This window comes from Streptomyces sp. P9-2, from assembly GCF_051903975.1.
In the GTDB taxonomy this organism is placed as follows: domain Bacteria; phylum Actinomycetota; class Actinomycetes; order Streptomycetales; family Streptomycetaceae; genus Streptomyces; species Streptomyces cellulosae.
Genome location: NZ_CP192633.1, coordinates 2,690,316 through 2,714,852 on the forward strand (window position 1 = coordinate 2,690,316; position 24,537 = coordinate 2,714,852).

The 24,537-nt window shown below is 72.0% G+C and carries 17 protein-coding genes; 15 read left to right on the forward strand and 2 right to left on the reverse strand.

All coding sequences use genetic code 11. The features are described from left to right. The first annotated feature begins 71 nt into the window (after positions 1 to 71). The 7 genes from ACQY0Z_RS12470 (at position 72) to ACQY0Z_RS12500 (ending at position 10,245) form a co-directional block, all read left to right on the forward strand. The gene (locus ACQY0Z_RS12470; protein ID WP_019527666.1) at positions 72 to 1,091 is read left to right on the forward strand and encodes a rod shape-determining protein; all 1,020 of its coding nucleotides are present in this window, start codon (positions 72 to 74) and stop codon (positions 1,089 to 1,091) included. 169 nt (positions 1,092 to 1,260) lie between these two features. Beyond that, positions 1,261 to 2,202 carry a rod shape-determining protein MreC gene (gene mreC, locus ACQY0Z_RS12475; protein WP_254585546.1) on the forward strand — a complete coding sequence of 314 codons (942 nt, stop codon included), beginning with the start codon at positions 1,261 to 1,263 and terminating at the stop codon, positions 2,200 to 2,202. Between the two features lie 13 nt (positions 2,203 to 2,215). Beyond that, on the forward strand, positions 2,216 to 2,884 hold the full coding sequence (mreD, locus tag ACQY0Z_RS12480; RefSeq protein ID WP_189906869.1) for a rod shape-determining protein MreD: 669 nt from the start codon (positions 2,216 to 2,218) through the stop codon (positions 2,882 to 2,884). Positions 2,885 to 2,998: 114 nt separating this feature from the next. Further along, positions 2,999 to 5,329 (forward strand): penicillin-binding protein 2, encoded by a 2,331-nt coding sequence (gene mrdA / locus ACQY0Z_RS12485; RefSeq protein ID WP_381730978.1) that lies wholly within the window; start codon positions 2,999 to 3,001, stop codon positions 5,327 to 5,329. Beyond that, positions 5,326 to 6,528, forward strand: coding sequence for a rod shape-determining protein RodA (gene rodA / locus ACQY0Z_RS12490; RefSeq protein WP_189906865.1), 1,203 nt, complete (start codon positions 5,326 to 5,328; stop codon positions 6,526 to 6,528). Before mrdA ends, rodA begins: the two co-directional genes overlap by 4 nt. 78 nt (positions 6,529 to 6,606) lie before the next feature. Next, positions 6,607 to 8,178, forward strand: a complete 1,572-nt coding sequence (locus tag ACQY0Z_RS12495) for a CYTH and CHAD domain-containing protein (protein WP_439812265.1) — start codon at positions 6,607 to 6,609, stop codon at positions 8,176 to 8,178. A gap of 102 nt (positions 8,179 to 8,280) precedes the next feature. Continuing rightward, positions 8,281 to 10,245, forward strand: coding sequence for a TIGR03960 family B12-binding radical SAM protein (locus ACQY0Z_RS12500; RefSeq protein ID WP_254588592.1), 1,965 nt, complete (start codon positions 8,281 to 8,283; stop codon positions 10,243 to 10,245). 117 nt (positions 10,246 to 10,362) lie between these two features. Here the strand turns inward: ACQY0Z_RS12500 and ACQY0Z_RS12505 are convergent, their stop codons facing one another. After that, positions 10,363 to 11,151: a hypothetical protein gene (locus ACQY0Z_RS12505; protein WP_189906859.1), complete on the reverse strand. Its 789-nt coding sequence runs from the start codon at positions 11,149 to 11,151 to the stop codon at positions 10,363 to 10,365. A 264-nt stretch (positions 11,152 to 11,415) separates the two neighbouring features. Here ACQY0Z_RS12505 and ACQY0Z_RS12510 point away from each other — a divergent pair, with 264 nt between their 5' ends. The 8 genes from ACQY0Z_RS12510 to obgE all read left to right on the forward strand — a co-directional run bounded on the left by ACQY0Z_RS12510 (position 11,416) and on the right by obgE (position 22,147). Then, a complete protein-coding gene (locus tag ACQY0Z_RS12510; protein WP_439812266.1) occupies positions 11,416 to 12,384 on the forward strand; it encodes a hypothetical protein in 969 nt (322 codons plus the stop codon). Between the two features lie 98 nt (positions 12,385 to 12,482). Continuing rightward, positions 12,483 to 13,415 (forward strand): MHYT domain-containing protein, encoded by a 933-nt coding sequence (locus ACQY0Z_RS12515; protein ID WP_439812267.1) that lies wholly within the window; start codon positions 12,483 to 12,485, stop codon positions 13,413 to 13,415. Positions 13,416 to 13,603: 188 nt separating this feature from the next. Further along, positions 13,604 to 14,392 (forward strand): TIGR03936 family radical SAM-associated protein, encoded by a 789-nt coding sequence (locus tag ACQY0Z_RS12520; RefSeq protein ID WP_254588605.1) that lies wholly within the window; start codon positions 13,604 to 13,606, stop codon positions 14,390 to 14,392. 261 nt (positions 14,393 to 14,653) lie between these two features. Continuing rightward, positions 14,654 to 18,970, forward strand: a complete 4,317-nt coding sequence (locus tag ACQY0Z_RS12525; protein ID WP_439812268.1) for an Rne/Rng family ribonuclease — start codon at positions 14,654 to 14,656, stop codon at positions 18,968 to 18,970. 82 nt (positions 18,971 to 19,052) lie between these two features. Further along, positions 19,053 to 19,805 carry a sugar phosphate nucleotidyltransferase gene (locus ACQY0Z_RS12530; RefSeq protein ID WP_381730984.1) on the forward strand — a complete coding sequence of 251 codons (753 nt, stop codon included), beginning with the start codon at positions 19,053 to 19,055 and terminating at the stop codon, positions 19,803 to 19,805. Between the two features lie 203 nt (positions 19,806 to 20,008). After that, positions 20,009 to 20,329, forward strand: coding sequence for a 50S ribosomal protein L21 (gene rplU / locus ACQY0Z_RS12535; protein WP_006132815.1), 321 nt, complete (start codon positions 20,009 to 20,011; stop codon positions 20,327 to 20,329). A 14-nt stretch (positions 20,330 to 20,343) separates the two neighbouring features. After that, complete coding sequence (gene rpmA, locus ACQY0Z_RS12540; protein ID WP_189906479.1) at positions 20,344 to 20,598, forward strand: 50S ribosomal protein L27; 255 nt, start codon at positions 20,344 to 20,346, stop codon at positions 20,596 to 20,598. Between the two features lie 103 nt (positions 20,599 to 20,701). Next, positions 20,702 to 22,147 (forward strand): GTPase ObgE, encoded by a 1,446-nt coding sequence (obgE, locus tag ACQY0Z_RS12545; protein ID WP_189906481.1) that lies wholly within the window; start codon positions 20,702 to 20,704, stop codon positions 22,145 to 22,147. A gap of 71 nt (positions 22,148 to 22,218) precedes the next feature. On the opposite strand, the gene ACQY0Z_RS12550 is transcribed toward obgE, so the two are convergent. Next, a complete protein-coding gene (locus ACQY0Z_RS12550; RefSeq protein ID WP_189906483.1) occupies positions 22,219 to 24,396 on the reverse strand; it encodes an acyltransferase family protein in 2,178 nt (725 codons plus the stop codon). Positions 24,397 to 24,537: the final 141 nt, after the last annotated feature.

Here is a 24,537-nt window from a genome sequence, read left to right on the forward strand (position 1 = left end):
ACCCACCTCGCCGACCTGAAAAGCCCTCAAAAGCTCGTGGGAAGGCCAGACGAATCCTGATGGGGAACTCAATGTCGTTCATCGGCCGTGACATGGCTGTCGACCTCGGGACCGCCAACACGCTGGTGTACGTCAGGGGTCGCGGAATCGTACTCAACGAGCCGTCCGTCGTCGCGATCAACACCAACACCGGTGGCATCCTCGCGGTCGGCGCCGAAGCGAAGAAGATGATCGGACGCACGCCGGGCAACATCGTGGCCGTGCGCCCCCTGAAGGACGGCGTCATCGCCGACTTCGAGATCACCGAGCGGATGCTCCGCTACTTCATCCTGAAGATCCACAAGCGGCGGTATCTGGCTCGCCCGCGGGTCGTCGTCTGCGTGCCCTCCGGCATCACGGGCGTCGAGCGCCGCGCCGTCATCGAGGCGTCGTCCCAGGCCGGCGCCCGCCAGGTGCACATCATCGAGGAGCCCATGGCGGCCGCCATCGGCTCCGGACTGCCGGTCCACGAGGCCACCGGCAACATGGTGGTGGACATCGGCGGCGGCACCACGGAGGTCGCGGTCATCTCCCTCGGCGGCATCGTCACCGCGCAGTCCATCCGCGTCGCGGGCGACGAGCTGGACAACGCCATCATCCAGCACATCAAGAAGGAGTACTCGCTCCTGCTGGGTGAGCGGACGGCGGAACAGATCAAGATCACGATCGGTTCGGCGTACGACCTCGACTCCGACGAGCACACCGAAATCCGCGGCCGGGACCTCGTCTCCGGGCTGCCGAAGACCGTGGTGATCTCCGCCGCCGAAGTGCGCAAGGCGATCGAGGAACCGGTCAACGCCATCGTGGACGCGGTCAAGACGACCCTCGACAAGTGCCCGCCCGAGCTGTCCGGCGACATCATGGACCGCGGCATCGTGCTGACCGGCGGCGGCGCCCTGCTGCGCGGCCTCGACGAGCGGCTGCGCCGGGAGACCGGCATGCCGATCCACATCGCCGAGGACCCGCTGGACAGCGTGGCGCTCGGCTCCGGCAAGTGCGTCGAGGAGTTCGAGGCGCTGCAGCAGGTCCTGGACGCCGCGCCCCGCCGATGACACACCGCCGCGACTCCGCCGTACGGGACGTTCCCTCCCGTACGGCGGAGCGCTGGTGTCGAGGGGCACACCGGGCCCTGACGCCCCGAAGACCCCTCACGCGATCTGAAACCTGAACAGAAACCCCACCGCATACCCGTTCTCGACGAGGAAGGCACGGCCGCCGCACGTGAGGGACACGAAAGAGAGCCGGCTGCTCCTGGTGCTGCTGATCGCCATCGCGTTCGCGCTGATCACGGTGGACATCCGCGGCGGAGAGGATTCACCGGTCGACGGTGCCCGCCAGGCGGCGGCGTCGGTCTTCGGCCCGATCGAGAACGGCGTGTCCAGCGCGGTCGACCCGATCGGCAACGCCGTCACCGCCGTCCGCGAGTCCGGCGAGCGCCACGACCGGCTCGCCCAGCTCGAGCGGGAGAACGCGGCGCTCAAGGCCGAACTCGGCAGCGACGACCGCAGCCGCAGCCGCCTCAAGCAACTCGACAAGCTGCTCGGCGTCGCCGGCAAGGGCCAGTACGGCATCAAGGGCGCCCAGGTCATCGCCATAGGAGCGGCCCAGGGCTTCTCCTGGACCATCACCATCGACGCCGGCGCCGAGGACGGCATCGAGCGCGACATGACCGTCCTCAACGGCGACGGCCTGGTCGGCCGCGTCACCACGGTCGGGCCCGGCACCGCCACCGTGCTGCTCGCCAGCGACCCCGACTTCACCGTCGGCACCCGCATGGAGGCCGGCGACGAACTCGGCTTCGCCTCCGGCCAGGGCGACCGCCCGCTGCGCGTCGAACTGCTCAACGGCAAGGCCGAGATCAAGAAGGGCGACCGGCTGGTCACCTTCGGCTCGCAGGCCGACAAGCCGTTCGTGCCCGGCGTCCCCGTCGGCGTCGTCTCCCGCGTCGATCCCTCCGGCGGCGACCTGACCCGCACCCTGTACGTCACGCCGTACGTCAACTTCAGCAAGCTGGACGTGGTCGGCGTCGTCGTCCAGGCGCCGAAGAAGGACCCGCGCGACACGGTGCTGCCCGCGAAGCCCAAGCCGACCCCGACGCCGACCGTGACCGTGACCGTCACGCCCTCGGCGCCCGCCGACGGTACCGACCAGCCTGAGCAGTAGGAGCTGTCACCCCATGCGCGTCAACCGGATCCTGCTCTCCAGCTCGCTGATCGTCGTCGCCCTCGTGATCCAGGTGAGCGTCCTCGCCCGCCTCCACCTCCCCGGCGCCGTCCCCGACCTGCTGCTGCTCGTCGTCCTCGGACTCGCCCTGGTCTACGGCCACGTCGGCGGCGCCCTCGTCGGCTTCGCCGCCGGCCTCCTCGCGGACCTCGCCCCGCCCGCCGACCACGCCGCCGGGCGCTACGCCCTCGTGCTGTGCGTCATCGGCTATCTCGCCGGACTCGTCAAACCCGAGAGCGGGCAGGTGAGGACGGCGGCCGGACCGATGCTCGTGGTGGTCGCCGCCGCCGTCGGCTCCACCCTGCTCTACGCCGGCGTCGGCGCCCTCGTCGGGGACACCGCGGCCCGTCATGTCGGCCTCAGCGGCCTGCTGTTCACCGCCGCCCTGTACGACCTGCTGCTCGCGCCCTTCGTGGTGCCGGGCGTGATGGCGCTGGCCCGGCGCGCCGAGAACGACCCGCTCGCCGAGACGAACTCCGCCAAGGCCGGCGACATCTCCACGGGCTGGCTCTCCGGCGGCACCGGGCTGCGCATCGGCGGCCAGCGCAACGGCCTGCGGGTCAAGGCAGCCCGCGCCCGCTCGGCCCGCGCCGGACGCATCAAGGGGGTCAAGCGCCTGTGACCTCCCGAAACTTCACCGGTACGAGTGAACGCGGCTGGAACGCGCGTCCACCGGCCGGTCGTTCACCACTCGTCAGCTCACACCCGCACGCGCTCTGAGAGGGGAGGAAGCCGCGTGACCAACATCCCCGAGACCGGCCGCAGCCCGCGGGTCCAGATCCGGCTCGTCGTCATCCAGGTCCTCGTCATCTCCCTGCTCGGCACCCTCGGCGGGCGGCTGTGGTACCTCCAGATCCGCGAGGGCGACCAGTACGCCAAGGAGGCCTCCGGCAACCACGTGCAGCAGGTCGTCCAGCCCGCCGTGCGCGGCTCCATCCTGGACGCCCGCGGCGTGCCCCTCGCGGACAACGAGACGCGGCTCGTCGTCTCCGCCTCCCGCACGGACCTGATGAAGATGGAGGACGACGGCAAGGCCGTCCTCACCAAGCTGGCCGGCGTCCTCGGCATGAAGCCCGAGGACGTCATGATGAAGGTCCGGCTGTGCAACGCCGAGACCCCCCAGCCCTGCTGGAACGGCTCGCCGTACCAGCCGATCCCCATCACCGACGAGGCCACACCCCGGCAGGCCCTGCAGATCCGCGAGCGCGCCGAGGACTTCCCCGGCATCACCGCCGAGCCCCAGGCGCTGCGCCGCTACCCCAGCCCCGGCAAGGCCAACACCGCCCAGGTCCTCGGCTACCTCTCGCCGGTCACCGACGAGGAGATCCAGCAGGCCCAGGACACCGACTCGCCCTACCTGCGCTCCGACATGGTCGGCCGCTCCGGCCTGGAGCGGCAGTACGACCAGCAGCTGCGCGGCAAGGCCGGCGTCACCCGCTACGAGGTCGACAAGCTCGGCCGCGTCCTCGGCGAGGCCCAGGCCGACCCGGCCGAGCCCGGCGCCAACCTCGTCACCAGCATCGACTCCCGCGTGCAGCGCATCGCCGAGTACGAACTGAACGAGGCGATGAAGGAGGCCCGCAAGCAGCACGACCGCAACACCGGGCGGAACTACGAGGCCGACTCCGGCGCCGTCGTCGTCATGGAGGCCAAGACCGGCCGCGTCGTCGCCATGGCCTCCAACCCGACCTACGACCCCAACGCCTGGGTCGGCGGCATCTCCGCCAAGGACTACGCGCAGCTCACCGGCAAGAAGTCCAACTACCCGCTGCTGAACCGCGCCATCCAGGGCCTGTCGGCGCCCGGCTCCATCTTCAAGGTGATCCCGACGGCCGCCGCCATCAAGGCCGGCTACTCCTTCGAGGGCCCCTACAACTGCTCCAGCTCGTACTCCATCGGCGGCCAGGTCTTCAAGAACTTCGAGTCCCAGAACCACGGCCCGATCAGCCTCGGCCGGGCGCTCGAGGTCTCCTGCGACACCGTCTTCTACGCCCTCTCCCACGAGGAGTGGAAGCGCGACGGCGGCAACAAGCCGAAGAAGAACCCGGAGGACTGGTTCTACAAGGTCGCCCACCAGTTCGGCCTCGGCGAGGAGACCGGCATCGACCTGCCCAACGAGGTCACCGGCCGCATTCCCGACCGCCAGTGGAAGGCCGACTACTGGAAGGCCAACAAGGACGCCTGGTGCAAGTACGGCAAGAAGGGCGGCAGCTACGCCGAGCAGATCGCCTACGAGAACTGCCTCGAAGGCAACCGGCTGCGCGCCGGTGACTCGGTGAACTACTCCATCGGCCAGGGCGACACGCTCGTCACCCCGATCCAGATGGCCACCATCTACGCGGCCATCTCCAACGGCGGCACGCTGTACGACCCGACCGTCGGCAAGGCCGTCATCAGCCCCGACGGCAAGACCGTCACGGAGATCGAGCCCAAGGCGCACGGCAAGCTGCCCACGTCGAAGAAGACGCTCAAGCAGATTGACGAAGCCCTCGAGGGAGTCGCCACCCGCGGTACGGCCGCGTGGCGGTTCGGCGGCTGGCCGCAGGACAAGATCCCGATGCACGCCAAGACCGGTACGGCCGAGGTGTACGGCAAGCAGACCACCTCGTGGTTCGCCACCTACACCGAGGACTACGCGATCGTGATGACGATCTCCCAGGGTGGCACCGGCTCCGGCGCCTCGGGCCCCGCCGTGCGCAACATCTACAACGCGCTCTACGGCGTGTCCGAGGACGGCGAGATCGACAACAAGAAGGCGCTGCTGCCCAAGCCGCAGAAGACCCTCCCCAAGGTCCGCACGGACGGCACCATCACCTCGCCGAAGATCGTCAAGGACTTCGCCAAGGAGCTGCGCCCCTCGCCCTCCCCGGACGGCGAGGCCACCGCCCCACAGGGCGACGACCCGGCCGACCCGCAGCAGGCGGGCACGACCCCGTCGCCGGAGAACACCAACCGCGACACCCGCCGCAGGCGCCGCCGGGGCGGCGGCCCACGCCCCGGCCGGGGAGGCCCGGCGGGCCGCAACCCCCGCCCGCGCACGGCACGCCCGGAGAGGACGGCGTCATGACCGGCGGCGTCAACAGCTTCCAGGTCTCCGGGTACGGACCCGAGCGGGCCGGCTGGACACGGGTGTTCGCCCGCGACGGCCTGGCCCGCCGGCTGGACTGGCCGATACTGCTCGCGGCGCTCGCCCTGTCCCTGCTGGGCTCGCTGCTGGTCTGGTCGGCCACGCGCAACCGCACCGAGCTGAACCAGGGCGACCCCTACTACTTCCTGGTCCGGCACTGGCTGAACACCGGCATCGGCGTCGCCCTGATGATCGGCGCCATCTGGCTCGGCCACCGCGGGCTGCGCACGGCGGTCCCCCTGCTGTACGGCGCCTCGGTGTTCCTGATCCTGCTGGTGCTCACCCCGCTGGGCTCCACGATCAACGGCGCCCACTCCTGGATCAAGCTGCCCGGCGGCTTCTCCCTCCAGCCCTCGGAGTTCGTGAAGATCACGATCATCCTGGGCATGGCGATGCTGCTGGCGGCGCGGGTCGACGCGGGCGACAAGCCCTACCCGGACCACCGCACGGTGCTCCAGGCCCTCGGTCTCGCCGTCGTGCCCATGCTGATCGTGATGCTCATGCCCGACCTCGGGTCGGTCATGGTGATGGTCGTCATCGTGCTCGGCGTGCTGCTCGCCTCCGGGGCCTCCAACCGCTGGATCTTCGGCCTGATCGGCGCGGGCGCGACCGGCGCGATCGCCGTCTGGCAGCTCGGGATCCTCGACGAGTACCAGATCAACCGCTTCGCCGCGTTCGCCAACCCGGAGCTCGACCCGGCCGGTGTCGGCTACAACACCAACCAGGCCCGCATCGCCATCGGCTCCGGCGGACTGACCGGCTCCGGCCTCTTCCAGGGCTCGCAGACGACCGGCCAGTTCGTCCCCGAGCAGCAGACCGACTTCGTCTTCACGGTCGCCGGCGAGGAACTGGGCTTCGTGGGCGGCGCGCTGATCATCGGCCTGCTCGGCATCATCCTCTGGCGCGCCTGCCGCATCGCCCGCGACACCACCGACCTCTACGGCACGATCGTCGCGGCGGGCATCGTCGCCTGGTTCGCCTTCCAGACCTTCGAGAACATCGGCATGACCCTCGGCATCATGCCGGTCACCGGCCTGCCCCTGCCGTTCGTGTCCTACGGCGGTTCCTCGATGTTCGCGACCTGGCTGGCGGTCGGGTTGCTGCAGTCGATCAGAATGCAGCGCCCCATGTCCGCCTGACTCCAGGACGACGGCTCCACGTCACCGGTGCGGAGCGGCCCACTGCCGCTCCGCACCGAGGACGACTAGATTCGGTGCATGGCGGACACCAAGCGCGAGATCGAGCGGAAGTACGACTCCGACGACGCCGCTCTGCCCGACCTCACCCGCGTCCCCGGCGTCGCGTCCGTGCGGGACCGCGGCGTCACCCACCTCGACGCCACCTACTACGACACCGCCGACCAGCGCCTCGCCTCCTCCTCCGTCACCCTGCGCCGCCGCACCGGAGGCGCCGACGCCGGCTGGCACCTGAAGTTCCCCGTCGCCCCGGGCGTGCGCGACGAGATCCGCGCCCCGCTCTCCGACACCCTCCCGGACGAACTGGCCGCCCTGGTCCGCTCCCGCGCCCGCGACCGGGAACTGCTCCCCGTGGTCCGCCTGCGCTCCGACCGCGACGTCCGCCACCTCCTCGACGACCAGGACCGGCTGCTCGCCGAGGTGAGCGTCGACACCGTGCACGCCGAACGCCTCACCGGCGGGGGCGGCGAGGCGCGCTGGACCGAGATCGAGGTGGAACTCGCCGACGACGGCGACCCGGCCTTCCTCGACAAGGTGGAGAAACGGCTGAGGAAGGCGGGCGTACGGCCCTCGTCGTCGTCCTCGAAGCTGGCCCGCGCCCTCGCCGAGACCGCGCCGGCCGCCGGACCCGCCGCGCGCCGGGAAGCCACCGGCCCACCCCCCGCCACCGCCCCCGAGGCCGCCCCCCGGCACAAGCACCGCCCCCGCCCGGACGGCGCCCCCGTCACCGCCGGCGACCACGTCCTCGCCTACGTCCGCGCCCAGCGCGACGCCCTCGTCGAGCTGGACCCCGCCGTGCGGCAGGACGTGCCCGACGCCGTGCACCGCATGCGCGTCGCCACCCGCCGCCTGCGCAGCGCCTTCCGCAGCTTCCGCTCCGTCCTCGACCGCGCGGCCACCGACCCCGTCGCCGCCGACCTGAAGTGGCTGGCCGCCGAACTGGGCAAGGACCGCGACCAGGAGGTCCTCGCCGAACGGCTCACCCAGGCCCTCGGCAAGCTCACCCCCGACCAGGTCACCGGCCCGGTCGCCGAGCGCCTCGCCGCCTGGTCCCAGGCCCGCCACCAGGGCGCCCACCACGAGGTCGTCGCCATCCTCGACTCGCGCCGGTACCTCTCCCTCCTCGACACCCTGGACGCGCTGCTCGCGGACCCGCCCCTGCGCAAGAAGGCCGCCGCCCGCCCGGACAAGGTCCTCGCCAAGGCCGTACGCAAGGACTTCCGCAAGCTGGCCGGGCTCGTCGAGCACGCCCTGGAGCTGCCGCCCGGCCAGGAGCGGGACACCGCGCTGCACGAGGCGCGCAAGAAGACCAAGCGCACCCGGTACGCCGCCGAGGCCGCCGTCCCCGCGCTGGGCGGGCGGGCCGAGGAGGCGGTCCGGGACATGAAGTCGCTGCAGGGCCTGCTCGGCGACCACCAGGACAGCGTCATGGCCCGCCGCACCCTGCGCGAGCTGGCCGCCGTGGCGCACGCGGCGGGGGAGAGCGACTTCACGTACGGGGTGCTGTACGCGGGGGAGGCGCACCGCGCGCGGGTCGCCGAGGAGGCGCTTCCCGAGGCGTGGAGCTCGATCAGCCGGGAGTTCCCGTTCTGAGCGCCGTACGGGAGACCCCTCCGGGCGGGTTAGGCTGGATGGTCACCCGCCCCTGAGGCATCGGCCCGGGGGGACCGCAGTCACCACACGAAGGTTCGCGAGATGCCTGCCGAAGCCGCCGAGTCTGTGTTCCCGCAGCTCGAAGCTCTGCTCCCGCATGTGCAGAAGCCGATCCAGTACGTCGGCGGAGAGCTCAACTCCACGGTCAAGGACTGGGACTCCTGCGACGTCCGCTGGGCACTCATGTACCCGGACGCGTACGAGGTCGGACTCCCCAACCAGGGCGTCATGATCCTCTACGAGGTCCTCAACGAACAGGACGGCGTCCTGGCCGAGCGCACCTACAGCGTCTGGCCGGACCTCGAGGCGCTGATGCGCGAGCACCGTGTGCCCCAGTTCACCGTCGACAGCCACCGTCCGGTGCGCGCCTTCGACGTGTTCGGCCTGAGCTTCTCCACGGAGCTGGGCTACACCAACATGCTCGCCGCGCTGGACCTGGCCGGCATTCCGCTGGAGGCCAGGGACCGCACGGACGACGACCCGATCGTCATGGCCGGCGGCCACGCGGCGTTCAACCCGGAGCCGATCGCCGACTTCATCGACTGCGCGATCATCGGCGACGGCGAGCAGGCCGTCCTCGAGGTCACACGGCTGATCCGCGAATGGAAGGAGCAGGGCCGCCCCGGCGGCCGCGAGGAGCTCCTCCTGCGCCTGGCCAAGACCGGCGGGGTGTACGTCCCCGGCTTCTACGACGTCGAGTACCTCCCCGACGGCCGGATCGCCCGTGTCGTGCCGAACCGCTCGGGAGTGCCGTGGCGTGTGTCCAAGCACACCGTCATGGACCTCGACGAGTGGCCCTACCCCAAGCAGCCCCTCGTGCCGCTCGCGGAGACGGTCCACGAGCGCATGTCGGTCGAGATCTTCCGCGGCTGCACCCGAGGCTGCCGCTTCTGCCAGGCCGGCATGATCACCCGCCCGGTGCGCGAGCGCTCGATCACCGGCATCGGAGAGATGGTCGACAAGGGCCTGAAGGCGACGGGCTTCGAGGAGGTCGGCCTCCTCTCCCTCTCGTCCGCGGACCACAGCGAGATCGGCGACATCGCCAAGGGTCTCGCGGACCGCTACGAGGAGGACAAGATCGGCCTGTCCCTCCCCTCCACCCGCGTCGACGCGTTCAACATCGACCTGGCGAACGAGCTGACCCGCAACGGCCGCCGTTCCGGTCTCACCTTCGCGCCCGAGGGCGGCTCGGAGCGCATCCGCAAGGTCATCAACAAGATGGTCTCGGAGGAGGACCTGATCCGCACCGTCGCCACGGCCTACGGCAACGGCTGGCGCCAGGTGAAGCTGTACTTCATGTGCGGCCTGCCCACCGAGACCGACGACGACGTGCTGCAGATCGCCGACATGGCCACGCGCGTCATCCAGAAGGGCCGCGAGGTCTCCGGCTCCAACGACATCCGCTGCACGGTGTCCATCGGCGGCTTCGTGCCCAAGCCGCACACGCCGTTCCAGTGGGCGCCGCAGCTGTCGGCCGAGGAGACGGACGAGCGCCTGGCCAAGCTCCGCGACAAGATCCGCGGCGACAAGAAGTACGGCCGCTCGATCGGCTTCCGCTACCACGACGGCAAGCCCGGCATCGTCGAGGGCCTGCTCTCCCGCGGTGACCGCCGCATCGGCGCCGTGATCCGCGCGGTCTACGACGACGGCGGCCGCTTCGACGGCTGGCGCGAGCACTTCTCCTACGACCGCTGGATGCGGTGCGCGGAGAAGGCGCTGGCCCCGTTCGGCGTGGACGTCGACTGGTACACCACCCGCGAGCGCGCCTACGAGGAGGTCCTCCCCTGGGACCACCTCGACTCGGGCCTGGACAAGGACTGGCTCTGGGAGGACTGGCAGGACGCCCTCGACGAGACCGAGGTCGAGGACTGCCGCTGGACCCCGTGCTTCGACTGCGGCGTCTGCCCGCAGATGGACACGAGCATCCAGATCGGCCCGACGGGCAAGAAGCTGCTGCCCCTGACGGTCAAGAACGCGGGCCCGGTGCCGAGCGGGCACTCGCACTGACCCCGGCCCGGACAACCGGGCGTAAGCAGAAGACGGAGCAGCGGTCCCTGATGAAGGGGGCCGCTGCTCCGCTTTCGTACGGGCACGCGGAAATCAGGTGTGTACGCGGAATTCGGGTCACGGAACCTGTCGGCCGCCGTAGTGGCGGACGCGGTGGCGGGGGCTGACCGTGCGGCGGGGTGGGCGGGTGAGGGTGATCTGGCGGACCAGTTGCTGGAAGCAGGCCAGGGCGGCGACGCCCGGGAGGGCCGCGGCCGCCGTGTCGGTGACGGTGCGGGGCGCCTGGGCCACGCACAGCAGGACCGCGACGGAGGAGAAGAGCAGGACGACGAACCAGGAGTGCAGGGCGCGTCGTTGGTGAAGGGCCGCGCGGAGGATGGAGAGGGAGCCGGCCAGCCAGGGGCCGTACACCAGGATCGGCCACCAGGACGAGGAGTCGCCGGTGCTGTGCGCCGTGGTGACGAGGAGCAGCGGCTCGTAGGTGACGACTCCGCTGAAGACGCTGACCATCGACACGGTGACCGCGGCCATCGCGGCGATGGCGTAGCTGGCGACGCGCACGGCGTCGGGGCGGGGCCGCGGGGGTTTGCGGTGGGCGCGCGGCGCGGAGCGCAGGGGCGGCAGTTCGGCCGTGATCTCCTGCAGGTTGCCCATGGGGCTGCCGGCCGGGGGAGCGGTGACCGAGGTCTCCTCGCGCGGTGGCGGCACCGTGGGGGCGGCGTACTCGTCGGCGCGGGCCTCCTGGAGGAGGTAGGCCAGTTCCTCGGCCGGGTCCCAGGGCGGCATGGCGGGCTCGACGGGCTCCGCGTAGACGGCTCCGGCCCGGTGCCGGCCGGTTCCCATTTCGGTGAACGGGTCCGCTGCGTCGGTGTTGTACCAGAGCGGGTCGTAGCGTTCATCATTCATGTCAGGATTGATTCATCGGGCCGGCGGGAGCACTCAACAGCGTTCGCGCGAAGTGCAGTTGGAGCGGACCTGACCTGCTTGCCTTCATACAGCGACTAACGGCGGCACTTTCACTTGGATGCGCGGCGAATGAGTGAACGCCCATAGCGACAATTGGTTAGTCGAAGGCTCCGAATTTCCTTTTTTCGATGGGCCTTTCAGCATATGAAGAAAACGGAACCCAGCGTTCGCATCCGCGCGGGCGTCCCGTGCGTCCTAGCCGGTATGGATCTGGAGAAGTCGCGGGAGCAGCGGTCCGGCGAGGGGTGCCTCGTCGTGGCGGTCCGCATGCCGGTGCGGATCGTGGCGCTCGTGCTGGTGGTGCCGGTGCGGATGGTGTGGGACGCCCTGGTGGTCGTGGGGCGGTTCCTCGGCGACACGGTGTTCCGTCCGCTGGGGCGCGCGCTGGCGTGGGTGGGGCGCGCGGTGTTCGTCTGGCCGTTCGTCGCGCTCTGGCGCTGGGTGCTCGTACCGCTCGGGGCGGCGCTGCGGTGGCTGGGCGCGGTGCTGCTCGTCGTCCCGGCCGGATGGCTCTACCGGGCGGTGCTGACACCCCTCGGCCACGCCTTGTCCTGGCTGGGGCGCATGCTGCTGGTCGTGCCGTCGGTGTGGCTGTACCGGTGGCTGCTCACCCCGGTCGGGCACGCGCTGGCGTGGTGCGGCAGGGGGCTCTGCGCGCTGGCCTCGCTGCTGGTCGCCGGGATCGCCACGGCCCTGTACTGGACGGTCCGCGTCCTGGTGGTGTGGCCGGCGTCCGTGGTGTGGCGGTGGGTCCTCGCGCCCGTCGGCCGGGTGCTGGCCGTCGTGGCGCGGGAGGTCGGGGCCGCGCTCGGGCACGCCTGGCGGGTCGCCGGGTACGTCTCGCTCGCCGTGGGCGGTGCCCTTGCCGCCTTCTTCCGGTGGACGGTCGTGGAGCCGGCGCGCCGGGTGTACCGGAGCGTGCTCACGCCGGTCGGTCACGTCGTCCGCGACCGGGTGCTGAGGCCCGTCATGGAGGCGGCTCGGAGTGTGGGACGCGTCACACGAGACGCTCTCCACTCGGTCCGTGTGACGGTGCGTCAGGTCCGTCAGGACGTCCGGCGGGCGCTTCTCGGTGATCCAAAAACGCCAGGTGAACAAGGCGATCAGAGCGTAAAGCCAACTGTCGTGCCGTCAGATGGGCAGGGTGACCGGATTCTCCTGACCAAGCGCTGACCAGGCGTTTCGTTTCGTCTCGGCTGGGCTTGTTTTTGTGTGGCTCCTACATGCAGATCTCGCCTTCACAAAAGCTGCACATGAGAGGCGCACCGCACATGCAAGGCACCGTGGACGGATTCAGCTACGGTCTGGTCACCCCTGTCGCCGCCTATCTCGTCGCCTGCCTCGGCGGCGCCCTCGGGCTGCGCTGCACCACCAGGTCGCTGCGCGAGGGCGGCCAGTCGTGGAAGCCCGGCTGGCTCGCGCTCGGCGCCGCCTCCATCGGCTGCGGCATCTGGACCATGCACTTCATCGCGATGCTCGGCTTCTCCGTGAACGAGACGTCCATCCGCTACGACATGACGCTCACCCTGGTCAGCCTCGCCGTCGCGATCGTCGTCGTCGCCGTCGGCGTCTTCACCGTCGGCTACCGCGGTACCGGCCGGGCGACGCTCCTCACCGCCGGCGTCGTCACCGGACTCGGCGTCGCGGGCATGCACTACATCGGCATGGCGAGCATGCGGATGCGCGGCGCCTTCCCGTACGACACCGTCCTGGTCGCCCTCTCGGTGGTCATCGCGATCGTCACCGCCACCGCCGCGCTCTGGGCCGCCGTGTCCGTCCGCGGCTTCAAGGCCAGCATGGGCGCCAGCCTGATCATGGGCCTCGCGGTGACCGGCATGCACTACACCGGCATGGCGTCCATGAGCGTCCACCTCCACGGCGAGGGCGGCGGCTCCGGCACCCACATGCTCTCCGTCATGCTGCCGATGCTGCTCGGTCCCCTCGTCTTCCTCCTCTTCGCCACCGCCGTCGTCATGTTCGACCCGCTGCTGATCGCGGGCGACGAACCCGCCGTCGTACGCCCCGCCCGCCGCGACGACACCCCCGCACCCGCCCTCCCCGACCGGCGCGACACCGCGTACGAGCCCGCCCCGGCCTTCCCGTACGAACCCGCCCCCGGCCCGCACGGGGACGGCATGCCCGGCGCCGCCTGGGGTACCGGAGCAGGCAACGGCGGCCAGGGAGAGCGTCCCGCCGGCTGGTGACGCCGGGAAACCGCCGTCCCCACGGGCACGTACCCTTGAAGGACACGGTCCCGGTGCCCGACCGGGCCCGCCGGGGCCGTCACGCACGGCCGTACCCTGGAAGGGAAGGCGCTCCCCGCGCCCCCTTGCGACAAGGAGAAGATCCACTGGGCAAGCGACAGCCCGAAGGCCCGCCGCCCGCACCCGCGGTGCAGCGCATCCGACTGCGCTACACCAAGCGCGGCCGCCTCCGGTTCACCAGCCACCGTGACTTCCAGCGTGCCTTCGAGCGCGCGCTGCGCCGCGCCGAGGTACCCATGGCGTACTCGGCCGGTTTCACGCCGCACCCGAAGGTGTCGTACGCCAATGCCGCACCCACCGGCACCGGCAGCGAGGCCGAGTACCTGGAGATCGCGCTCACCGAGCCGCGGGACCCCGAGCGTCTGAGGGTCCTGCTCGACGAGTCGATGCCCGCCGGGCTGGACATCGTCGAGGCCGTCGAGGCCCGTACGTCCGGGCTCGCCGACCGGCTCACGGCCTCGGTGTGGGAGCTGCGGCTGGACGGTGTCGCCCCCGAGGACGCCCGCCGCGCGGTGGACGCCTTCGAGGCGGCCGAGACCGTCGAGGTCCAGCGCCGCATGAAGAACGGCATCCGTACCTTCGACGCCCGGTCCGCGGTCGCCTCCCTCGAAACCGTCGAGGAAGGCGCCGGGACGGACCCCGCGCCTGCTGATAGGCCGACCGACCGGCCCTGTGCGATACTGCGGCTGGTTGTTCGGCACGTGACGCCTGCCGTACGACCCGACGACGTCCTGTCCGGTCTCCGCGCCGTGGCCGACCTGGCGCCGCCGGTCCCCGTAGCGGTGACCAGGCTGGCGCAGGGGCTGTTCGATGAAGAGACCGGCACGGTGACCGACCCGCTCGCGCCCGACCGCGAGGCAGCAGCGACCGAGCCGCACACGGCCGCCGCCACTGCCGCCGCGACGGCGCCGGCGTAAGGAAGGTCCCGCGTAGGGACGGACGTCGTAAGCGCCGCCCTCGAACTCGGGAGCCACCTGGGTCGGGCAGCGCACCGACCAGAAGACTTTCGCCAGGCCGTACGCATTCGGCGTACGGAACCGGCGAGACAGGACACAGAGAGCTTCCGAGCGGCGCCCGCGCCCCGGACGGCGGCCACCGCGCACCGCGCGGGCCGCGGACGTCACCGGCATCGCCGGACCAGGCGCGGCGCCCGGGAGCCTGACGGGAGAAACGCCCGCATGCTCGAACCGACCGAGCCCACCGAGGGCTCCGAACCGAACACCCCCAGCGACACCCTGCCGCCCCGCCGGCGACGCAGGGCCGCGTCCCGCCCGGCGGGCCCGCCCGCCGCCGCCGAGAACACCACGGCGGAAACGGTCACGCCGGCCATACCGGCCGCCGACCCGGTGGAGACGCCTCAGGCCGCCGAGAGCGAGACCGACACCCAGCAGGAGACCGTGGCCCCCGCGCCCCGGCGTCGCCGTGTGGTCCGCCGCGCGGCCGCGCCCGCCGGAGCGCCGGCGTCCGCGGAGGCCGCCGAGACCGTCGTCCCCACGGCGCAGCCCGCGTCCGAGGCCGCCGCCCCGGCCGAGCCGGCCGCCGACACCACGGAGGACGCCGCTCCGCGCCGCACCCGGCGCCGCGCCACGCGCACCGTGACGGCTCCGGCGCCCGCCGCCGAGATCCCGGCCGCCGACGAGACCGCCGCGGCCCCCGAGATCCCCGAGGCCCCGGCCGAACCGGCCGCCGACACCACGGAGGACGCCGCTCCGCGCCGCACCCGGCGCCGCGCCACGCGCACCGTGACCGCTCCGGCGCCCGCCGCCGAGATCCCGGCCGCCGACGAGACCGCCGCGGCCCCCGAGATCCCCGAGACCCCGGCCGAGCCGGCCGCCGACACCACGGAGGACGCCGCTCCGCGCCGCACCCGGCGCCGCGCCACGCGCACCGTGACGGCCCCGGCGGCCGAGACGCCCGCCGAGCCGAAGGCGGAGGAGCCCGCGGCGGAAGAGACCGCCGAGACGGCCCCCGAGCCCGCCGCCGACGTCACCGAGGACGACGCCGCCCCGCGCCGCACCCGCCGCCGTGCCTCTCGGCGCGCGTCCGCGCCCGCCGGTGCTCCCGCCGCCGTACAGGCCGACGACGAGACCGAGCAGGCCGCCCCGACCGCCGAGGAGGCCCCGGTGACGGAGAACGACAAGCAGGACGAGAAGCAGGCCGACACCCCCGCAGAGGCGCCCGCCGCGCAGGCCCCCGCCGAGGAGGGCGGCCCGCGCCGCCGCCGGCGCGTCGTCCGCAAGGCCGCCGCCGGATTCGCCGAGCCCGCGCGCGGCGCCCGCGGCGCCGAGAACGCCGAGAACGCCGAGAACAAGGAGGGCGCCCCGCGCCGTCCCGCGCGTCCCGCCGTCGCCGTGTTCCAGCCGCCGGTGTTCACCGAGCCCCGCTTCCAGACCCCGGAGCGCGCCGCCGCCGAGGCCGCCGCCGGACTCACCGAGGCCGAGGAGCCGGAGGAGAAGACCGAGGAGCTCCCGGAGGAGCAGCCGACCGCCTCCCGCCGCCGTCGTCGCCGCAGGGGCGCGTCCGACGAGCCCGAGGCTGCCGCCCCGGCCGCCGCCGAGGAGACCCCCGAGGCCGAGGCCGAGGACGCCGCCGACCAGGCCGAGGACCAGACCGACACCGACGAGGGCGACGACCACGACGACCACGAGTCGTCCGGTTCGCGCCGTCGCCGTCGCCGTGGCGGCCGTCGCCGCCGCCGTGGCGAGTCCGCCGACGCCGACAGCGGCGACCAGCAGGACGCCGACACCGACACCGCCGAGCGCGCCGGGTCCGAGCAGTCCGCGCAGGACGCCGAGGACGCCGACGGGCAGAGCGACGAGGACGCCGAGGAGCGCGAGGACAACGGCGGCTCCAGCAGCAGCCGTCGCCGCCGTCGCCGCCGTCGCCGCGCCGGGGACAGCGGCGGGGAGCCCGAGACGTCCGCCGACGACCCCGAGCGCACCGTCGTCAAGGTCCGCGAGCCCCGCCCGAAGGCCGAGCCGTCCGACGAGGTGCAGTCCATCAAGGGCTCCACCCGCCTGGAGGCCAAGAAGCAGCGCCGCCGCGAGGGCCGCGAGCAGGGCCGCCGGCGCGTGCCGATCATCACCGAGGCCGAGTTCCTGGCCCGCCGCGAGGCCGTCGAGCGCGTCATGGTGGTCCGCCAGCACGGCGACCGCACGCAGATCGGCGTCCTCGAGGACGGCGTGCTCGTCGAGCACTACGTCAACAAGGAGCAGGCCACCTCGTACGTCGGCAACGTGTACCTGGGCAAGGTGCAGAACGTGCTGCCGTCGATGGAGGCCGCGTTCATCGACATCGGCAAGGGCCGCAACGCCGTCCTGTACGCCGGCGAGGTCAACTTCGACGCGCTCGGCATGTCCGGCGGTCCGCGCCGCATCGAGTCCGCGCTGAAGTCCGGGCAGCCGGTGCTGGTCCAGGTCACCAAGGACCCGATCGGCCACAAGGGCGCCCGCCTCACCAGCCAGGTCTCCCTCCCCGGCCGCTACCTCGTGTACGTGCCCGAGGGCTCGATGACCGGCATCAGCCGCAAGCTGCCCGACACCGAGCGGGCCCGGCTGAAGACCATCCTCAAGAAGATCGTCCCCGAGGACGCGGGCGTCATCGTGCGCACCGCCGCCGAGGGCGCGAGCGAGGACGAGCTGCGCCGCGACGTCGAGCGGCTCCAGGCGCAGTGGGAGGAGATCAAGAAGAAGTCCAAGAACGGCGGCACCGCCCCGACGCTGCTGTACGGCGAGCCGGACATGACCGTCCGTGTCGTCCGGGACATCTTCAACGAGGACTTCTCCAAGGTCATCGTCAGCGGTGACGAGGCCTGGGAGACGATCCACGGCTACGTCTCCCACGTCGCGCCCGACCTGGCCGACCGCCTGCAGCGGTGGACCAGCGAGGTCGACGTCTTCGCCACGTACCGGATCGACGAGCAGCTCGCCAAGGCGCTGGACCGCAAGGTCTGGCTGCCCAGCGGCGGTTCGCTGGTGATCGACCGGACCGAGGCGATGATCGTCATCGACGTCAACACCGGCAAGTTCACCGGTCAGGGCGGCAACCTCGAGGAGACGGTCACCAGGAACAACCTGGAGGCGGCCGAGGAGATCGTGCGCCAGCTCAGGCTGCGCGACCTCGGCGGCATCATCGTCATCGACTTCATCGACATGGTGCTGGAGTCCAACCGGGACCTGGTGCTGCGCCGGCTGCTGGAGTGCCTGGGCCGGGACCGCACCAAGCACCAGGTCGCCGAGGTGACCTCGCTGGGCCTGGTCCAGATGACCCGCAAGCGGGTCGGCCAGGGCCTGCTGGAGTCGTTCTCCGAGACCTGCGTCCACTGCAACGGCCGCGGTGTCATCGTCCACCTCGACCAGCCGTCCTCCTCCGGCGGCGGCAAGCGCCGCAAGCGCGCCCGGGCCGGTGCGGGAGACCAGCCGCACGAGCACGAGGCCGTCGTGGAGACCGCCGAGCAGGAGGCCGAGGCCGAGGCGGAGACGCCGGCCGAGGTCGCCGCCGAGGTCGCCGAGCCGGCCGCGCTGCCCTCCCCGGAGTTCACGCCGGACGAGGAGCTGTACAGCAGCGCCGCCGAGGCCGAGGCCGCCGCGTCCCGCGGCCGTACGCGCCGCCGGGCGAGCCGTCGGGCGTCCGCGCCCGCGGGCTCCCCGCAGCGTGAGACCGCCAAGGGCGGCCGCAAGCAGGCCGAGGAGCGTGCCGAGGAGGCGCCCGCCGCCGAGGAGACGCGGGCCGTCCCCACGGCGCAGGACGTGACCGCCGCCGAGGAGGCGCGGCGTCCCGTGCAGCCCGAGCCGGCCGCCGAGGCGCTGGCCGAGCCGGCCGCCGCCGAGGACGCCGTGGTGCCGCAGGCCGAGGAGGCCGCCCCCAAGGGCCGTACGCGCCGCCGGGCCACCCGCAAGGTGACCGCGCCGGCAGGTTCCCCTGCGGGCGCCGAGGCCGCGGTGGTGACCGTCGCCGAGCCGGCGAAGGCCGAGCCCGCGAAGGCCGAGCCCGCGAAGACGGAGGAGGCGCCGGAGGCCGAGCAGACCCCGGCCGAGGCCGCCGCACCGGAGGCCGCGCCCGAGGCGTCCGCCCCGGCCCGTCCGCGGCGTCGCGCGGTGCGCAAGCCGAGCACCTCGACCGCGTCCGAGGACACGGCCGTCGTGGTCCTGCCGTCCGCCCCGGCGGACGAGCAGAAGCCCGCCGAGGAGCCCGCCGCCACGCCGGAGGCCGTCACGGCCGCCGAGCCCGCCGAGGGTGCCGAGTCCGCCGAGGGCGCCGAGGAGGCCGCTCCGGCCAAGAAGGCCGCCCGCAAGACGGCCAAGAAGGCCACGGCGAAGAAGGCCGCCACGAAGAAGACCGCCACGGCCAAGAAGACGGCGGCCAAGAAGACGACGACGGCGGCGAAGAAGACCACCGCCAAGAAGTCGACGGCGAAGAAGGCCACGACGAAGAAGACCGCCGCTGCCGAGCAGCAGGCGCCCTCCTCCGTCACGGCCGCGGCCGACGAGAGCTGACCAGCGTCTACGCTGTGTGGTCCTGTCCCCTGCGGGGGCAGGGCCACACGCTTTTCACGTCCCCGAAGGAGAACGACCCGCGATGATAGGCCTCGTGCTCGCGGCCGGCGCCGGCCGGCGTCTGCGCCCCTACACCGACACGCTGCCCAAGGCCCTGGTGCCGGTGGGCGCGGAGGGCGACCCGGACGCCGCGACCGTCCTGGACCTGACGCTCGGCAACTTCGCGGAGATAGGGCTGACCGAGGTCGGTGTCGTGGTCGGGTACCGCAAGGAGGCCGTGTACGAGCGGCAGGCGGCGCTGGAGGCGAAGTACGGGCTGAAGCTGACGCTCATCGACAACGACAAGGCGGAGGAGTGGAACAACGCCTACTCGCTGTGGTGTGCGCGGGACGCCCTGAAGGACGGTGTGATCCTCGCCAACGGCGACACGGTGCACCCGGTGTCGGTGGAGCGGACGCTGCTGGACGCGCGGGGTGACGGCAGGCAGATCATCCTGGCGCTGGACACGGTGAAGCAGCTCGCCGACGAGGAGATGAAGGTCGTCGTCGACCCGGAGAAGGGGATGCGGCGGATCACCAAGCTGATGGACCCGGCGGAGGCGACCGGCGAGTACATCGGCGTCACGCTCATCGAGGGCGGGGCGGCGGAGCAGCTGGCGGACGCGCTGAAGGCGACGTTCGAGCGGGACCCGCAGCTGTACTACGAGGACGGTTACCAGGAGCTGGTGAACCGGGGTTTCCGGATCGACGTGGCGCCGATCGGCGACGTCCGGTGGGTCGAGATCGACAACCACGACGACCTCGCCCGCGCGCGGGAGATCGTCGCCGGTCACTGAGCGGCGCGGGCGCGCGGGGGTCCGGTTTGACCCCCGTGGCTCCGGCCCCGTAACCTTGACCGTCGGCGTGTCCATCGGGACCGCCACATCCCCGTAAACCTCTTCCTCCCGGACGCGGGCCGCGACCGGGAGAGGTCGCCCGCGTATGCGCGTGGGCGACTGGCCTGCGGGGGTGCCGTTCTTCGAGTGAGAGTGAGATCCGCGTGTACGCCATCGTGCGCAGCGGTGGTCGCCAGCACAAGGTTGCTGTCGGCGACATCGTCGAGGTTGACAAGATTTCCACCGCCAAGGTCGGCGACACGGTCGAGCTCTCGACCCTGCTCGTCGTCGACGGCGACTCCGTGACCAGCGACCCGTGGGTGCTGGCCGGGATCAAGGTCCAGGCCGAGGTCGTGGACCACCACAAGGGCCAGAAGATCGACATTCTGCGCTACAAGAACAAGACCGGCTACCGCCGTCGTCAGGGCCACCGCCAGCAGTACACGGCGATCAAGGTCACTGAGATCCCCGCGGCTGCGAAGTAAGGGACTGAGGAGAGATGGCACACAAGAAGGGCGCATCGTCCACCCGCAACGGTCGTGACTCCAACGCTCAGCGCCTCGGCGTGAAGCGCTTCGGCGGTCAGGTCGTGAACGCGGGCGAGATCCTGGTCCGCCAGCGCGGCACCCACTTCCACCCGGGCGCCGGCGTCGGCCGTGGCGGCGACGACACGCTGTTCGCGCTGCAGGCCGGTGCGGTGCAGTTCGGCACCGCTCGTGGCCGCAAGGTCGTGAACATCGTTCCGGTCGCCTGATCGGACACTTTCGCGAGGCGGACCTCACTTCCCCCACGGGAAGCGGGTCCGCCTTTCGCGTGTTACCCAAGAGACAACCCCGTAGTAACTGGAGGCACATTCCATGACCACCTTCGTGGACCGCGTCGAGCTGCATGTCGCCGCGGGTAACGGAGGTCACGGCTGTGCCTCCGTCCATCGCGAGAAGTTCAAGCCGCTCGGCGGCCCCGACGGGGGCAACGGCGGACGCGGCGGCGATGTCGTCCTCACCGTCGACCAGTCCGTGACCACCCTGCTCGACTACCACCACTCGCCGCACCGCAAGGCCACCAACGGCAAGCCCGGTGAGGGCGGCAACCGCTCCGGCAAGGACGGCCAGGACCTGATCCTGCCCGTACCGGACGGCACCGTCGTGCTCGACAAGGCGGGCAACGTCCTCGCCGACCTCGTCGGCCACGGCACCTCCTACGTCGCCGCCCAGGGCGGCCGCGGCGGCCTCGGCAACGCGGCCCTCGCCTCGGCGCGCCGCAAGGCCCCCGGCTTCGCGCTGCTCGGCGAGCCGGGCGACCTGCGCGACATCGTCCTGGAGCTGAAGACCGTCGCCGACGTGGCCCTCGTGGGCTACCCCAGCGCCGGCAAGTCGTCCCTGATCTCCGTGCTCAGCGCCGCCAAGCCGAAGATCGCCGACTACCCGTTCACCACCCTGGTGCCCAACCTCGGTGTGGTGACCGCCGGTTCGACCGTCTACACCATCGCCGACGTCCCCGGCCTGATCCCCGGCGCCAGCCAGGGCAAGGGCCTGGGCCTGGAGTTCCTGCGCCACGTCGAGCGCTGCAGCGTCCTGGTGCACGTGCTGGACACCGCCACCCTGGAGTCCGACCGCGACCCCGTCTCCGACCTCGACGTCATCGAGGAGGAGCTGCGCCAGTACGGCGGCCTGGACAACCGGCCGCGGCTCGTCGTCCTCAACAAGATCGACGTGCCCGACGGCAAGGACCTCGCCGACATGGTCCGCCCGGACCTGGAGGAGCGGGGCTACCGCGTCTTCGAGGTGTCCGCCGTGGCCCACACCGGTCTGCGCGAGCTGTCCTTCGCGCTCGCCGACCTGGTGGCCAAGGCGCGCGAGGCCCGGCCGAAGGAGGAGGCGACCCGCATCGTCATCCGTCCCAAGGCGGTCGACGACTCCGGCTTCACCGTCACCCGCGAGGAGGCCGACGGTGAGCTGGTGTTCCGGGTACGCGGCGAGAAGCCCGAACGCTGGGTGCGCCAGACCGACTTCAACAACGACGAGGCCGTCGGCTACCTCGCCGACCGGCTCAACCGCCTCGGCGTCGAGGAGCAGCTGATGAAGGCGGGCGCCCGCGGCGGCGACGCCGTCGCCATCGGCCCCGAGGACAACGCCGTGGTCTTCGACTGGGAGCCGTCCGTCAGTGCCGGCGCGGAGATGCTCGGCCGCCGTGGCGAGGACCACCGCTTCGAGGCGCCCCGCCCGGCCGCCCAGCGCCGCCGCGACCGCGACGCGCAGCGCGACGAGGCGGAGCGGGAGTTCGACGGCTTCGAGCCGTTCTAGCCCCCACCGCGCACCACGCACGAGAAGGGCCCGTTCCGACCGGAACGGGCCCTTCTCGTGCGTACGGCGGCTCAGTTGCCGGGGGTCCGGCTCAGGTCCGCGCCGTAGAGGCCCAGCAGCCGCTCCTCCACCAGCGGGGTGAGGGCCTCGACGTAGGCGTCCGCCAGGTGGCCGTAGTCCCGGTACACCAGCGTGTTGCCCACCACGACCGGGCAGGTGCCGGAGGGGGCGCAGACCCAGGGGGCGGGGTCGATGAGAGCGACGTCCTCGGCGGCCGCCGCCTTGCGGATCGCCTTGGTCACCGAGGGCTGCTTGTCGGCCTCGGACAGCTTGTTGGCGCACTCGGACAGGTCGTCCGGGTTGGCGACCGCGCAGTCCACCGAGTTGTTCTTCGGCCAGGGGTTGTCCAGCAGCGTGAGCACGCGGGTGCGGCCCCGCTGGAGGATCCGGTACGTCTCGGCCTGGCCCTTGCCCCACTCGGTGGCGGTGTCGCCCTCGCCCCACAGCTTCGCGGAGTTGGAGCTGGAGGTGACGACCAGGTCGGGCTCCATCGCGAGGATCTTGTCGATGGTCACCTCACGCCAGTCGTCGCAGGACGAGTACGGGCCGTTGTTGTAGGCGATGGTGATCTGGGAGACCTTGCAGGCGTTCTTGGTGAACGAGTACAGCTTCCAGCCGTGCTCGCGGGCGATCGCGTCGAACGCCGGGAACCACTGGGCGACGTGCGAGTCGCCGAACAGCACCACGCTGCGGTCGCCGTTCTTGTCGCCGTACAGACACGGCTGTGTCTGCTTCTCGTCCGACATGGTCAGCGCGCAGTCGTCGTTGTAGACGGCCGTCCGCTTGTACGCCACGTCGTGCACGCTCGGCGACAGGTTCGACGGCATCTTCTCCGCCGGGTCCTGCAGCAGCCGGGTCAGGGCCGCCTGCGGGTCGGGCGCCTGGGCGATCGCCTCCTTGGTGTTCTGCTGCGCGCCGCCCGAGGACAGGCTCGGCGGGAACTGCGCGGCGACCAGCGCGGCCACCGCCGCGACCGCCGACAGACCCAGACCCAGCGACAGACCGCGTGCCGCGTGCGCCTTGAACGCCCGGTGGAACCGCATCGGGTCCTCGACCAGCTTCAGCGTCAGCCAGGCCAGCACCAGACCGCCCAGGGCGGCGATCAGCCGCAGCGGGCCCTCGTGCTCGCCGAACCCTGCGGCCGCGGGCACGATGACGATGAGCGGCCAGTGCCACAGGTACCAGGCGTAGGAGACGCCGCCGACCCACACGGCGGGACGCAGCGACAGCACCAGGCCCGCGCCGTACCGGCCGCCCGCCGCGCCGCCCGCCAGCACGGCGGCCGCGCCGAGCACGGGGATCACGGCGTTGTGGCCGGGGAAGACGGTGTGGTCGTCGAAGGCCACCGCCGCGTAGGCGATGGCGGCCAGGCCGGCCCAGCTGAGGACCGCGGCGACCGGGCGCGGGATGTCGTCCAGCCGGTGCGCCACCAGCGCCAGCAGAGCGCCGACCGCCAGCTCCCAGACACGGCCCTGCGAGCCGAAGTAGGCCCAGGACGGGGACGTCTCGGTGAGGTGCAGGTTCACGGCGAAGGACGCGGCGGCCAGGGCCAGCAGCGGGATCGCCAGCAGGGCGCGGCGCCGGAAGATCTTCAGCGCGACGATCAGCAGGACGGGCCAGATCAGGTAGAACTGCTCCTCCACCGCCAGCGACCAGAAGTGCTGGAACGGCGACGGCGGCACGTCCGTGTTGAAGTAGTCGGTGCCCGTGTCGGCCAGCCGGAAGTTGACGACGTACCAGGCGGAGGCGATGGCGTCCTTGGCGTAGTCCGCGAACCGCAGCGGGCCCAGGAACAGCCACGACCCGGCCAGCGTCGCCATGACGACCAGTGTGGAGGCGGGCAGCAGGCGCATGGCCCGGCGGGCGTAGAAGCGGCCCAGCGAGATCCGGCCCTCACGCTTCCACTCGCGGAGCATCAGCGAGGTGATGAGGAAGCCGGAGATGACGAAGAAGACGTCGACGCCGACGAAGCCGCCGGCCAGGGACGACACACCCGCGTGGGCGACCACCACGAGCGTGACCGCGACGGCGCGCAGTCCCTGGATGTCCAGCCTCAGTCCGGCGCCGCCCGCGGTGGAGGCGGGTTTGGCGCCGGACGGCGGTGCGGGGGAGTCGGCCCGCGTGTGGGGGACGGACGGGGCGCCATCTGCTGCAGGCCGCGGTGGGGACGCGAGATCGCGGGCGGACAATTCGGGGATTCTCCTTGTTCGGGGAGCGTCTGCGAGACGTGAGAAGTCTGCGACACGGTCCGGGGCCAGGCGCCGCCGGGACCTGCTGACGCCGGTGATCGACGCGGAGTCAGACGCTCGAGCGTATCTCCGCCCGGTCCG